General features: G+C 60.0%; 9 protein-coding genes and 1 pseudogene. 4 read left to right on the top strand and 6 right to left on the bottom strand.

Annotated elements, in window-relative coordinates; all coding sequences use genetic code 11:
• Window positions 1-23: 23 nt before the first annotated feature.
• The 4 genes and pseudogenes from BV911_RS08100 to BV911_RS08080 all read right to left on the bottom strand — a co-directional run bounded on the left by BV911_RS08100 (window position 24) and on the right by BV911_RS08080 (window position 4,439).
• Window positions 24-1,013, bottom strand: coding sequence for an ABC transporter substrate-binding protein (locus BV911_RS08100; protein ID WP_086053098.1), 990 nt, complete (start codon window positions 1,011-1,013; stop codon window positions 24-26).
• A 364-nt stretch (window positions 1,014-1,377) separates the two neighbouring features.
• The gene (locus BV911_RS08090; RefSeq protein ID WP_086053097.1) at window positions 1,378-2,589 is read right to left on the bottom strand and encodes a DegT/DnrJ/EryC1/StrS aminotransferase family protein; all 1,212 of its coding nucleotides are present in this window, start codon (window positions 2,587-2,589) and stop codon (window positions 1,378-1,380) included.
• Between the two features lie 4 nt (window positions 2,590-2,593).
• Window positions 2,594-3,058 (bottom strand): annotated as a pseudogene (locus BV911_RS08085) (pyridoxal-phosphate dependent enzyme); the annotation flags it as partial.
• Between the two features lie 352 nt (window positions 3,059-3,410).
• Window positions 3,411-4,439: an IS110 family transposase gene (locus tag BV911_RS08080; protein ID WP_086053096.1), complete on the bottom strand. Its 1,029-nt coding sequence runs from the start codon at window positions 4,437-4,439 to the stop codon at window positions 3,411-3,413.
• A gap of 324 nt (window positions 4,440-4,763) precedes the next feature.
• Between BV911_RS08080 and BV911_RS08075 the strand changes: the two genes are divergently transcribed.
• The 4 genes from BV911_RS08075 (at window position 4,764) to BV911_RS08060 (ending at window position 10,972) form a co-directional block, all read left to right on the top strand.
• Window positions 4,764-5,915, top strand: a complete 1,152-nt coding sequence (locus BV911_RS08075; protein ID WP_086053095.1) for a phosphoserine transaminase — start codon at window positions 4,764-4,766, stop codon at window positions 5,913-5,915.
• Between the two features lie 138 nt (window positions 5,916-6,053).
• Window positions 6,054-7,649: a phosphoglycerate dehydrogenase gene (gene serA, locus BV911_RS08070; protein ID WP_168184017.1), complete on the top strand. Its 1,596-nt coding sequence runs from the start codon at window positions 6,054-6,056 to the stop codon at window positions 7,647-7,649.
• 94 nt (window positions 7,650-7,743) lie between these two features.
• Complete coding sequence (locus BV911_RS08065) at window positions 7,744-8,625, top strand: metallophosphoesterase (RefSeq protein WP_086053093.1); 882 nt, start codon at window positions 7,744-7,746, stop codon at window positions 8,623-8,625.
• A 106-nt stretch (window positions 8,626-8,731) separates the two neighbouring features.
• Window positions 8,732-10,972 (top strand): response regulator, encoded by a 2,241-nt coding sequence (locus BV911_RS08060; RefSeq protein ID WP_086053092.1) that lies wholly within the window; start codon window positions 8,732-8,734, stop codon window positions 10,970-10,972.
• Between the two features lie 3 nt (window positions 10,973-10,975).
• Here BV911_RS08060 and yaaA read toward each other — a convergent pair whose 3' ends face one another.
• On the bottom strand, window positions 10,976-11,767 hold the full coding sequence (yaaA, locus tag BV911_RS08055) for a peroxide stress protein YaaA (RefSeq protein WP_086053091.1): 792 nt from the start codon (window positions 11,765-11,767) through the stop codon (window positions 10,976-10,978).
• Window positions 11,768-11,830: 63 nt separating this feature from the next.
• Window positions 11,831-13,849: a DNA helicase RecQ gene (gene recQ, locus BV911_RS08050; RefSeq protein WP_371587970.1), complete on the bottom strand. Its 2,019-nt coding sequence runs from the start codon at window positions 13,847-13,849 to the stop codon at window positions 11,831-11,833.
• Window positions 13,850-13,901 lie beyond the last annotated feature (52 nt).

The raw sequence follows: 13,901 nt of genomic DNA, 5'->3' as shown, positions 1-13,901 counted from the left end.
CGTTTCCGGACAGGAACCGAGGCTTATTTGGCGGCTTCGGCGGCGATATTGGTGTTCACGAATACCGAATAGTCGTCCGCCACCGTATCGATACGGCCTGCGGATTTCAGGAACTCCGAGGTTGATTTCATGATGTTGGACGCATTGCCAAGCCATGTGTCGCTGACCTGATCCGCCAATGGCACGAAGGTATAGCCGGTCAGAATGTCGGGAATCTGATCGGCTCCGGCCCCGGTCAGGTTGGCGATTGCCTTGACGCTGTCATTCTCGGCGGTCCATGCGGCGGGATCGTCCAGATAGACCATGTTGGCCGCGTTCATGGTCTTGGCAAAGGCCACCATCTCGGCTTCATGGGCGGCGGCGAATTCGGAATTCACGACCCATGCATTGAAGGTGGGATAGCCCCATTCTGCGGTTTCATCTGCGCCGACGATCCGGGTGCCGGTTTCCAAAAGCTTGGTCTGGACGGGCGGCCAAATGAAGGCGGCGTCCAGCGCGCCCTGCTCCCATGCGGCGGCAATTTGATCGGGCCCCATCGACATGACGGTCACGTCCCCTTCGGACAGCCCCGCATGCGCGATGGCCCCCATCAGGGAATAATGTGCGGTCGAGCCAATCGGCACCGCAACACGCTTGCCTTTGAGATCCTCCAGCGACGTAATCCCCGACCCCTCATAGGCAATCAGGCTTTCGGCTTGGCCGACGGCGTAAGACAGCATAAACATTTGCAAATCTACCCCCTGACTTGCCGCAATCGCCAAGGGCGAGGACCCCAATTCAGCCACTTTCACATCGCCCGATGCCATTGCGGCGATCACCTCTGTGCCCGAATTGAACACCCGCCATTCGATATCCCAGCCGGTGGCCTTTTCAAAGGCATCTGTGCCGCGCACAGCATTCATCGGGGTAGGATCACTGAAGGTGGCAATCACCATGGTTTCAGCGGTCAGCGCCGAGGCCGACAGCGCCATCGCAGCGGCGCCGGTCAGCATGGACTTGATAAGGGGTGTCATTCGTTGGCTCCTTATTGAGAATTCGAGAGCGTGCTCTCGGTGATAGTGGCATCCGGGTCGAGACGAGGACCGATCGTTGTCATTGCGTGGTTGCGGTGGCCAAGGATGCTTTGACCAGGTGGTCCAGCGTGTCAAAGGCGGCTGCCTGCGGCGACACCCCGGTCAGAATAAGCGAGAATTCGGCGCAGGGTCCACCGGGCCATATTCCCATAAATGTTTGATCCGCGACGGCACTTGGGCGTTCTGGTCAACGATCAGCGGAATATGGTCGCTGTCATCCTGCGCCAGCACCCCCCCCCCAAGATTTTCTCCATGATCAGGATGGTCGCCTCCGGCCCCATCCCGCCCAGAATGCCGATCCGCTTCATGGCAAGTGGCCTGCTGTGTCCAGCGCCGCAACCGCATCAAGGATGTGATCCGCCAACAGTGCGCAATCGTCCAGATCAAAGGTCAACGGCAGGCGCATATCAAATAGCCCGGCCAAGATCTGATCCGTCCGGGGCAGATCTTGTGCCGCCACATACCGCCAACTGTGATGGTCCGAGGTAAAGCCGACCGGCTCGGCCGCACCGAACCATTTCACTTCGACGCCCTTGTCCGCCAACCCCGACACCAGCAACTGCGCCCGGTCACGGCTGATCCCGGGCAGACAGAACTGGATCGATGACCCGACATAGCTTTCCGCAGCAGGGCGCCGCGGCAGGTGGATCGCCGCCGAGGTGGCCAGCATCGCTGCGACCAGATCATGGCGGGCGTTCCAGTCGGCAATGCTTTGGGCGATTCCGCGCAGCTGCGGGCGCAACAACGCCGCCCGCAAATTGTCCATTCGCGCCGAGGTATTGGGCGTATCCAGCCGGATGTCGTCGTAAACGTCCGGTGCCGGCCCCGCCCCGTGCCGCGCATACAGCATATATGAGCCCGACAAGATCGTCGCCCGAGCCATGAAGTCAGGATCATCCGAGGTCAGCAAACCGCCTTCGCCCGAATTCATGTGCTTATAGGTCTGGGTGCTGAAGCAGGCCGCCAAACCGAATGCCCCGGACAGTCGGCCATTCCACCGCGCGCCCATCGTGTGGGCACAGTCCTCAAGGATAGTGATACCCAGCTCAGCGGCGATCTGCATCAGCCGGTCCATGTCGCAAAGGTGCCCACGCATGTGCGACAGCAACAGATACCGGGCACCGGACGCAGTGGCCTTTGCGGCCAGATCATCAAGGTCGATCACCAGATCCGCCGTGATCTCGACCAGCGCCGGCTTCGCCCCCACCGCCGCAATCGCGCCGGGAACCGGGGCCAAAGTGAAGCCATTGGTCAGCACCAGATCCCCCGGCACCACCCCGGACGCGCGCAGAGCGATCTGCATCGCCTGCCCCCCAGACGCGACCGCCAGACAATAGGCCTGTCCCTGCCACTGCGCGAACTCACGCTCTAACTCAAAGGTCTCGCCCGGATCCTCCGGCGCTGTATTATAGCGATGCAGCCGGCCCGAGCGCATCACCGCTACCGCCGCCGCGATCGCGTCATCAGGAATCGGCAATTGTTGAGTGAAGCTTTTAGAAAACCGCGCACGGGCCATTCGATCACACTACCTTGAGGGCCTTGCTGCCTTCCGCAAAGACAGCATCATAGCCGAACAACGCAGCCGATCCGCCAATGTGCAAGAAGACCACGCGCTCGCCCTTCTTGAATTTCCCCTTGCGGCAATAGTCAATGAGGCCAGCCGCCCCTTTTCCCGAATAAACCGGATCCAGCAAAATCCCCTCAGGTTGCGCGAACATGCGGATCGCCTCAAGCGTATCGTCGCGGGCGATGCCATAGCCTGCGCCGACATACCCGGTGTCGGCCACCACATCCGACCGCGCTATCACACCTAGGCATCCCAATTTCTCGCCGGTCTAGAGGGCAAGAGCGTCGACATTGACCTCTTGTTTGTCTTTCGGCGCACGAACGCCGATCCCGTTCAGCGGAATACCGGCATTGATCGCTTTCAGCCCGGTGATCAGCCCAGCTTGCGTCCCGGCTAAGCCGTTCGCGGGCACCAGATGAAAGTCGCCCACGTGATGCTGCCATGCAAAGGCGACATGTTTCATTCTACTTTCTAGACAGGCAAGTCGGTCAGCAAATGCAACGGACGTGTGTGGACGCCCCCATGAATGCAAGCACTTTTTGGCACGATCGGGCATGTGATCAGGTGCGGTCGTGTGTCCGGCCTCGAAGTTACGGCCTTTCATGCGCCGCGGGCCTGTATGGAGATATGCAGATCGGGTCCAGTTCGCTTACACGCGCTCAATGGCGCATCGTCCGGAATAATGGTTCTCCCGATCCGGTCTCTTGATCGTTTGCCCTTACGTTCCTCCGTCCTGCTCACATCCGCGGCGACACCCCGGCGATCTTGACCTATACGGTCGCCATCGCCGGATCTCTGTAATCCTCACCCTTGCGCATCAGGGCCCAGGCAGTTCGTGCCATGCGATTGGCCAGCGCCACCGCAACCAGCATCTTCGGCTTGCGTTCCAACATCCGCGCGAGCCACGAGCCTTCGGGTGCTCCCTTGCGCGCAGCCCATCGCACAACCGCCACAGCGCCAATGATCAACAATCTTCGGATGTCGCGCTGACCCATTTTCGATGTTCGGCCGAGCCGCTCCTTGCCACCGCTCGAATGCTGTCTGGGCGTAAGGCCGACCCAAGCCGCGAAATCCCGGCCTTTTGAGAAGGTCTCCATCGGCGGCGCAAAGGTGGTGATCGCCGCAGCGGTGATCGGACCCACACCTGGTATCGTCGTCAGCCGCCGCGCAGTGTCGTCGACGCTTGCGCGGCGGCGCAGTTCAACATCCAAACCTGTGATTTTCTCGCTCAAGTCTGCGATCTGGCCTAGAAGCAAGCGCGCCAAGTCGCGCACCGCCGCAGGCAGGGTGTCGTCGTCCCCTTCGACGATTGCGGCGAGGCGGCCAATATGGGCAGGGCCAGCGGGTGCGACGATGCCCTGCTCGGCCAGATGGGCCCGTAGTGCGTTGATCGTCTGGGTGCGTTGTCGCACCAGAAGATCGCGGGTGCGATACGCCATCGCTGCCGCCTGCTGGGCCTCGCTCTTCACCGCCACAAACCGCATGGTCGGGCGCGACGCTGCCTCTGCGATTGCTTCCGCATCGGCCATGTCGTTTTTCTGACGTTTCACGAAAAGCTTCACGTAGGCAGGCGGGATCAGCCGGACCTCGTGACCGAGATCGCCGATTGTCCGACCCCAGTGATGGGCGCTCGCGCACGCCTCCATCGCCACCACGCAGGACGGCTGTTCACTCAGGAACTTCAGCAACTGCCCGCGTGACAATTTGCGCCGGAATACAACCGACCCGTCGGCTCCAGCGCCGTGCGCTTGGAATACGTTTTTGGCCAAATCCAAGCCGATGATGCGAACCTCTTCCATGGACGCTCTCCTCATAGCGGTGTTTCAACACCCGCTACCTTGGCACATTCGATGCCGCCGGGGGGCGTCCATCCCATCGCTTCCGAATAACCTTCTGACGAATACCGACACCGGACCGTTCAAAGCCGAATGCGGCGCATAGGGCGAACCGGTCGTGCGAACTTCGCGCCAACTCTTTCCATACGACCGGGCGTCGCACCGCTGGCTCCCTCGTCAACCGGCATGCCCAATTCATTCCCCTTGCTCTTTCGACGCGACTCACCTAGAGGCAGCAGTGGGACACCCTTCCCCAACGAAGGGCATATATCTGAGAGGATACCAGCGATGGCTATCGAAGCTCCGGCAACACGCCCGGCGAATATTAACTTTTCGTCCGGCCCTTGCGCAAAACCCCCTCATTGGACTCTCGATGCGCTGAAAGATGCGCCGCTTGGTCGCTCGCACCGTGCCGCCGTTGGCAAAGCCAAACTCAAGGCCGCGATTGAGACCACCCGCGACATTCTCGGCGTTCCCGCCGATTACCGCATCGGCATCGTGCCCGCCTCTGATACCGGCGCGTTCGAGATGGCCATGTGGTCCCTGCTGGGTGAGCGCCCGGCGCAAATGGTGGCGTGGGAAAGCTTCGGCGCTGGCTGGGTCACCGACGTGGTCAAACAGCTGAAGATCGACGCCACGACACACGTTGCCGATTACGGCAAGATCGTCGACATGGCCGCGCTGAATTATGACAACGACGTTTGCTTCACGTGGAACGGTACCACCTCCGGCGTGCGGATGCCGAACGGCGACGCGATCCCGGCGGACCGCGCTGGCCTGACCCTGTGCGATGCGACCTCTGCCGCCTTTGCCATGGACCTGCCTTGGGACAAGCTCGACGTCACCACGTTCTCTTGGCAAAAAGTGCTGGGCGGCGAAGCGGCGCACGGCATCCTGATCTTGTCGCCCCGCGCCGTTGCACGCCTGGAAAGCTACACCCCAGCATGGCCGTTGCCGAAAATCTTCCGCCTGACCAAGGGCGGCAAGCTGATCGACGGCATTTTCGTCGGCGAGACCATCAACACCCCGTCCATGCTGTGCGTCGAAGATTACCTGGTGGCCTTGGATTGGGCCAAATCGGTTGGCGGTCTGAAAGGTCTGGTTGCCCGGGCCGAAGCCAATGCCGGTGCGGTTGCAGCCTTCGTCGCTGCACATGACTGGATCGAAAATCTGGCGGAAGACCCCGCGACGGCCTCGACCACCTCGGTTTGCTTGAAGTTCACCGACCCGCGCATCACCGATGGTGCCGCCTTTGCCAAGGCAGTCGCCAAGCGGCTGGAAGCCGAAGGGGCCGCTTTGGATGTTGGCGCCTATCGCGATGCGCCCGCGGGCTTGCGGATCTGGTGCGGCTCGACCGTGGAAACCGCCGATGTCGAGGCAATGCTGCCATGGCTCGACTGGGCCTTCCAGACCGAGATCGCGGCCCTTTCGGCCGCCTGATTTCGCACACTGATACGGCCGATGCGGGCCACACCCGCATCGGATCAGCCCTCTCGCACGGAACATCGGTCCGACGAAAGTCCGACAAATGTCCGATGCGGTTCCGATCCCAGATTCAGACCATCAGGAGTGCCCCAAATGGCCCCCAAAGTACTCGTTTCCGACAGCCTCAGCGAAACCGCCGTCCAGATCTTCCGCGACCGCGGCATTGAGGTCGATTTCGAACCCAAGCTCGGCAAAGACAAAGACAAGCTGCTGGAGGTGATCGGCAAATATGACGGCCTAGCCATCCGCTCGGCTACAAAAGTCACCGACAAGATCCTTGCTGCCGCCACCAATCTGAAAGTGGTTGGCCGGGCCGGGATCGGCGTCGACAACGTCGACATTCCAGCCGCGTCCAAGAAAGGTGTGATCGTCATGAACACACCCTTCGGCAACATGATCACCACCGCCGAACATGCCATCGCGATGATGTTCGCCGTCGCCCGCCAGATCCCCGAAGCCTCGGCCTCAACCCATGCTGGCAAATGGGAAAAGTCCAAGTTCATGGGGGTTGAACTGACCGCCAAGACCCTCGGCGTGATCGGTGCCGGCAACATCGGCGGCATCGTTTGCGACCGCGCCGTTGGCCTGCACATGAAGGTCATCGCCTATGATCCCTTCCTGTCCGACGAACGCGCCGCAAAGCTGGGCGTGACCAAGGTCGAACTGGACGAATTGCTGCAGCGGTCTGACTTCATTACCCTGCACGTGCCCAAAACCGAAAAGACCACGAACATCCTGTCGCGCGACGCGATTGCCAAGATGAAGCCCGGTGTCCGGATCATCAACTGCGCCCGCGGCGGATTGATCGACGAAGACGCCTTGGCCGACGCCCTGAAATCGGGCCATGTTGCGGGTGCCGCATTGGACGTCTTCGCGGTCGAGCCCGCCACGGACAACGTCCTGTTCAACCTGCCCAACGTCGTATGCACCCCGCATCTAGGGGCGTCCACAACCGAAGCACAAGAAAACGTGGCGCTGCAAGTTGCAGAACAGATGTCCGACTATCTGCTGTCGGGCGCTGTGCAAAACTCGCTCAACATGCCAGCCGTCACCGCCGAAGAAGCCGCCGTGATGGGGCCATGGATCAAGCTGGCCGAGAACCTGGGCGCGTTCGTCGGTCAGATGACGGACGAACCGGTCAAAGCTGTGAATATCCTATACGACGGCATTCCGGCTGACATGAACACCGAAGCGTTGAACTGCGCCACGCTTGCGGGCTTCATGAAGGCCACCGATTCCGAAGTGAATATGGTCTCGGCCCCGGTCATCGCACGTGAACGCGGCATCCAACTATCCAAGACCACTCAGGAGAAGTCCGGCGTTTTTGATGGCTATATCAAGCTGACCGTAGAAACCGAAACCCGGACCCGGACCATCGCGGGCACCGTGTTCTCGGACGGCAAACCGCGGTTCATCCAGATCAAAGGCATCAATCTGGACGCCGAGATCGGTGAGCACATGCTTTATACCACCAACAAGGACGTTCCGGGGATCATCGGGACGCTGGGCATGACCCTTGGCCAGAACGGCGTCAACATCGCCAACTTCACCCTTGGTCGCGACCAGTCGGGCCATAACGCCATCGCCCTTCTGTATCTGGACGAACAACCGTCCGAAGTGGTTCTGGCTGCGCTGAAAGAGACCGGAAAGTTCCAGCAGGTTCGCCCGCTGCACTTCGACGTCGCTTAATTATCAGCCATCTACTTCTGACCCGTGCGGCATCCGCGCCGGACGGGTCACCCGGCACTTGCCCAACCCCCCAAACCTTTTGCAAGATGGCCACATGAAGGCTTCCACCGCTCTTGCGTCACGGCCAGCATGGGCCCCCATTGGACCGCCCAATCCGGCCAAAGGGATCTTTGGCCTTTGGGGTGCGCCGCAATTGACCCTACATCGCTTGGCCCACCCGCGCTGGGACGGACCGGCCCTGCGGATTGCCGTGATCGCCGATCCGCATGTGTGCCTGCCATGGATGACCCCCGACCGAATGCGCGCGATTGTGGATCAGGTCATGACCCTCGACGCCGACATCATCCTTTTGGCCGGCGACTTTCTGGCCGACAGTAAGATGCCGTGCAAGCACCTTCCGGCATCCCTAATCGCACCGCTCTTTGCGCCTCTGGATGCGCCTCTTGGGGTTCACGGCATTCTTGGGAACCATGACTGGAAAGATTGTCCCCGCGCCCGCGCCACCAATCATGCGGAAAACAGCGTCATTGACGCGTTCATTGCCAGCGGTCGCCCCCTGAAAGGCAACGAGGCCACCGCACTACGGCACGGAGATCAGGATTTCTGGTTGGTGACCATGGATAGCCAGATGAGCAATGGTCGAAAGTACCCCGGCCATGAGAACCCTGAGGCGGCGTTTGCTAACGTGCCCGATGGGGCGCCCTGCATCCTTCTCGCCCACGAACCTGATTATTTCGCCAAGGGCGACACCCGCCCCATGCTCCAGATCAGTGGCCATACCCATGGCGGTCAGTTCACAATCTTTGGGCGCAGGCCAATGACCCCGTCAAATTACGGCGACCGATACGCCTTGGGCCATGTGACCGACGGCGCGCGCCACCTGTTCGTCTCCGCGGGGCTTGGCTATTCCGGCCTGCCGTTGCGGTTCTGGGTTCCGCCCGAGGTTATGCTGATTGAGCTTACCGCAGAAACCTAGCCGCAGTTCGGCCAGAAAAATCGCAAGGCAGTGGCGTCATTCAAGTTCTGTTCACCTTATCATCGCACTCTCGGCGGAGGTCGATTGACAGGGGATACCACACTGGATGGCGGAAGAGGCAACTCACGCGCTTGCAGAATTACTGGCCAAAGAGCGACGGGCGCGGCTGGCAGCCGAACGGCTTCTGGATCAAAAGCAGCGCGAACTCTTTACCGCCAATAAGAAACTGGCCGCACATGCCCGGGTCTTATCCGATGAGATCATCGTCAAGCGGGCAGAGGCGAAAAGCCTTGTACATGAAGCCGAGGGTCTGAAAGGCGAAAACACCCAGGTGCGCGAAGACCTGAAACGGGCCAATCATCAAGTGGTGCAGGCAGAACGGCGGCTATGGGAAGCGCTGGAAACCATTCAGGATGGCTTCGGGGTGTTCAACGCCAAGAACCAGCTCGTGATTGCCAATCAAGCCTATATTCAAATGTTTGACGGTATCGAAGCCCTGAAGCCGGGAACCAAGTACCAAGATATCCTGCGCCTGTTTGCCGATGAAGGCTTGATCGATATCGGCATGGATGACCCTGAAGATTGGGTTGCTCGGATGCTAAAGCGCTGGGAACAAGAGGCGATCGAACCCGAGATCATCAAGCTTTGGAACGGCAGTTTCATCAAGCTGATCGATCGTCGTGCCCGCGACGGTGATATGGTTTCCCTTGCGCTGAACATTACCGAAACCATCCGCTATGAAGAACAACTGAAAGAAGAACGCACCCGCGCCGACGCCGCCAATCGCGCCAAATCTGCGTTTCTGGCCAATATGAGTCACGAAATTCGCACCCCAATGAACGGCGTTGTCGGCATGGCAGACCTGCTTTGTGACACGGCGCTCTCCGAAGAACAGCGGCTCTATGTCGAGACCATCAAAAGCTCGGGCGAGAACCTTTTGGTGATCATCAACGATGTTCTGGATTACTCCAAGATCGAGGCGCAAAAACTGAACCTTCATCCAATCAGTTTCGATCTGGAACGGTCCATTCACGAGGTTTTGCTGCTGCTCAAACCGTCTGCACAGGAAAAGTCCGTCGACCTCATGGTCGATTTCGACATGTTCCTGCCCACCCAATTCATCGCAGACCCAAGTCGCATGCGCCAAATTCTGACCAATCTTGTTGGAAACGCAGTCAAGTTCACGCCAAAGGGCCATGTGTTGGTCCGCGTCACCGGCATCGCCGAACTCGCCCCCGAAGGGTTTCAGGATTTACGGATTACGGTCGAGGATAGCGGGATCGGGATCCCCGCCGACATGGTCGATCATATCTTCGGCGAGTTCAATCAGGTCGAAGGTGAACGCAACCGCAAGTTTGAAGGAACCGGCCTTGGCCTCGCCATCACGAAACAGCTTGTCGATCTGATGGGCGGCGAGATTTGGGTGGATTCCATCGAAGGCGAAGGGTCCAGTTTCGGGATCAAGCTGTCGCTTCCGGTCGATGAGGCGCAGGATTGCGACACGCTGCATCCCATCACCCCATTTCGAACCGCAATGATCGTGGATGATCAGCAGATCAACCGGCTGATCCTTGAAAAGCAATTATCGATGATGGGGCTAACGGTGTCGGCATGGCGGAACGCAACCGAAGCGCTTGCCACCGCACCAGGTCAATACGATTTGATCCTGACCGACTTCAAAATGCCGGAGATGGATGGCCTGAACTTGGCCAAAGCGCTGCGCGCCCGCGGCGAGACAGCGCCGGTTTTATTGCTCACATCGTCGCCGAGCGAACATTCGACCCATGCCAAGGAATGTGGCGTCACCAGCATCCTGCAAAAACCTTTGTTGCGTCGAGAATTGTATCGGAGGATTGCGGAATTGGGCGAGGCAATGGAAACGCCCCGCGCTGCGGAACCTTCGACACCGAAACCTCTTGGCACCCAGCGGCTGATGCGCGTCCTCGCCGCAGAAGACAACCGCACCAACCAGCTTGTGTTTCGCAAGATGGTGCAGCATCTGTCGATCGACCTAACCTTCGCCAAAAATGGGCGCGAGGCCGTCGATCTGTTCCAGCAGACGCAGCCCGACTTCATTTTCATGGATATCTCCATGCCGGAAATGGACGGCAAAGAAGCCAGTCGCGCCATTCGCGCTTTGGAAGAGACGGCGGGAACGACCCGCGTTCCCATCTGCGCCTTGACCGCCCATGCGATGGCCGGAGACGAGGATGAAATCCTCGCCGCAGGCATCGATCACTATTTAACGAAACCCCTACGCAAAGCGCTGATTTGCGGAATGATTTCTTCGAACGCGCCGAATACGACCATTCCGCCTGACACGGTGTCAGCCGCGGACACGGCCTAACCCTTAGGCCGCCGCGCTCGCGCTGTCCGCCATTTTGCGCAAGAAGACCGGTGCATCCGGTTCACTGCGATCCGGCGCATAGCAATACCCGCCGATCTCGAAGTCTTTCAGATCATCGACATCAGTCAACCGCTGTTCAACGATGAACCGCGCCATCGCCCCACGCGCCTTCTTGGCATAGAAACTGACGATTTTCGCAACGCCATCCCGGTCCTCCAAAAAGACCGGGGTCACCACCCGAAGCTGCAGCGCCGCACGATCAACCGCCGTGAAATATTCAGTCGAAGCACAATTCACCAAGACCTCAGACTGCGTCTTTTCGGCCTGTTCATTCAACGCCAGAGACAGGCGAGCGCCCCAATATCCATAAAGGTTCGCAGATGACGCGGTTTTCAACCGAGACCCCATTTCCAAACGGTACGGCTGAATCTGATCCATTGGCCGCAGCAACCCGTAGAGCCCTGACAGAATGCGCAAGTGATCCTGCGCCCAACGATGCGCATCAGGATCGAGGCTGGCCGCATCAAGTCCCTGATAGGTGTCGCCAGCAAACGCCATTGCCGCAGGTCGAAGCATCTGCGGCTCGGGGCTGGGATCGAAGGTTCGGAACCGGTCCTGATTGAGCGCGGCAAGCGGGGCCGAGATCCCCATGAGTTTTTGCAACTCGGCCTGCGATAGCCGCGCGGCGACCTTGGCCAATGCAGTTGCATCGTCCTGAAATGCCGGGGACGACACAATATCGACTTCCACCGCATCCCAATTCAGGCGCTTGGCGGGAGAAATCACAACCAGCATGTCAGAACTCCGTCCGAGGTTGGGGGTAAAACTACGCGGCCAATCTGGGCTGGGCGACGGGTGTTATGGCGCATCCAGCACCTCCAGAAAAGCGGCGCCAAAACGCTCTGACCGGCGCTCGCCCAGAATGGCCGACAGGGCCGCCAAGTCCTTTGGGCGGGCTTTGGCGATCCTTGCCAGTTCAGGCACGGTACAACTCAGCGGTCGGTCCATGCCGCTTTTTCCGCGTAAAAGTTCGGCTTGAACCGCCTGCAATCCGTCCAGAACCGCCCCGGATTCGCGACCGGCCAACGCCCGCCGCTTGGGATGAACCGGCGCGGGCAGCGCTCCGGTCAGGGCATCCAGAAAGACCGCGCCGTACCGCTCTAGCTTCTTCGCGCCAACGCCCGATATCCGCGACATGGCATCCAGATCTTGCGGGCGTTGTTCCACCATTTCGATCAGCGTCCGATCGTTGAAAATCACATAGGCCGGCACATTGGCAGCCTCAGCCAATGCCCGACGTTTGGCTTTGAGGGACGATAGAAGCGGCGCATCTTCGTCGGACACAAGAGTTTTGACGGCTGGCCTTGTGGCGAACTTATCCATCACGTCGCGGCGCAGACTGATCTGCGCCTCTCCCTTCAGGATCGGCCGCGCCGCATCGGTCATACGTAATGCGCCGTGCCGTTCACCATCCGGGCGGATCAGGTCGCGCCCCATCATTTGCCGGAACAACCCTTGCCATTGCACCTTTGTGTATTCGCGCCCGACCCCGAATGTCGGCAGCTTATCATGGCCGCGCGCGGTGATTTTTTCGGTGACAGTCCCGGTCAGGATATCGATCAGGTGCCCCGCCCCAAACCATTCGCCCGTCCGCAGAATGGCCGACAGCGCTTTGCGCACTGCATCCGTTCCGTCAATAATTTCGGGCGGGCGATCACAAAGATCGCAGTTGCCACAGGGTTCGGCATCCTCGCCAAAATAGCCAAGCAGCGCCTGACGCCGGCAACCCAAGGCTTCAGCCAGACCCAACAGCGCATTTAGCCGTCCGTGATCGGCATTGCGCCGTTCGACCGGGGCCAACCCTTCATCAATTTGTGAGCGGCGCAGCCGGATATCATCGGCGCCAAACAAGGTCAGGGTTTCCGCCGGTGCGCCGTCTCGTCCGGCACGTCCGATTTCCTGATAATATGCTTCGATCGATTTCGGCAGATCTGCATGGGCGACCCAGCGAATGTCCGGCTTGTCGATCCCCATGCCGAAGGCGACTGTGGCGCAAACGATCAATCCGTCTTCGCGCTGGAAACGGGTTTCGCCCAGCCGTCGGTCGTCCGCGCTCATACCGCCGTGATACGCGCATGTCAGATGCCCGGCCTCGGCCAAGGCCCGCGCCAGTGTTTCCGTTTTGGCCCGGGTGCCGCAATACACGATGCCCGACTGCCCTTTCCGGGCGGCCGCAAAGCCCAAGATCTGCCGTCTGGGATTGTCTTTCGCCGCAAAGGCGAGGTGGATATTGGGCCGGTCAAAGCCGCGCAGGAATACTTGCGGCGTGCTGCCGCCGAACAGCCGCTGAACGATTTCCTCGCGGGTTTCCGCATCTGCGGTCGCCGTGAAGGCCGCAACCGGAACCCCCAACGCGTCGCGCAATGCCCCGATACGCAGGTAGTCTGGGCGGAAATCATGGCCCCATTGACTGACACAATGCGCCTCGTCCACCGCGATCAGGCTGACGCCGATCCGTGTCAGCATTTGCATGGTGCCGGACGCGGCCAAACGCTCTGGCGCCATGTAGAGCAATTTCAAGGTTCCGGCATCAAGGGCCTGAAACACCTCTTCGGTCTCTTCATCGGTATTGCCCGAGGTCAGCGCGCCCGCAGACACGCCGGATTCGCGCAAGCCCCGAACCTGATCCCGCATCAACGCAATCAGCGGTGAGATCACCACCGTTACGCCATCGCGGCACAGGGCAGGCAATTGAAAGCACAAGGATTTCCCGCCACCCGTTGGCATGATGGCCAGCGTGTCCTGGCCCCGGGTCACGGCTTCGACAATCTCAGCCTGTCCGGGTCGAAACCCGGAGAAGCCGAAAACTTGTGACATTAATCCCTCGGGAGAGGGGCTCGACCCGTCTGGCATGGACCCTGCTGTTCTT

Origin of the sequence: Pseudoruegeria sp. SK021 (genome assembly GCF_002119405.1) — a bacterium.
Taxonomy (GTDB): domain Bacteria; phylum Pseudomonadota; class Alphaproteobacteria; order Rhodobacterales; family Rhodobacteraceae; genus Meridianimarinicoccus.
Note: the sequence above shows the minus strand (reverse complement) of the source record. Positions and strands in the feature narration are given on the sequence as shown.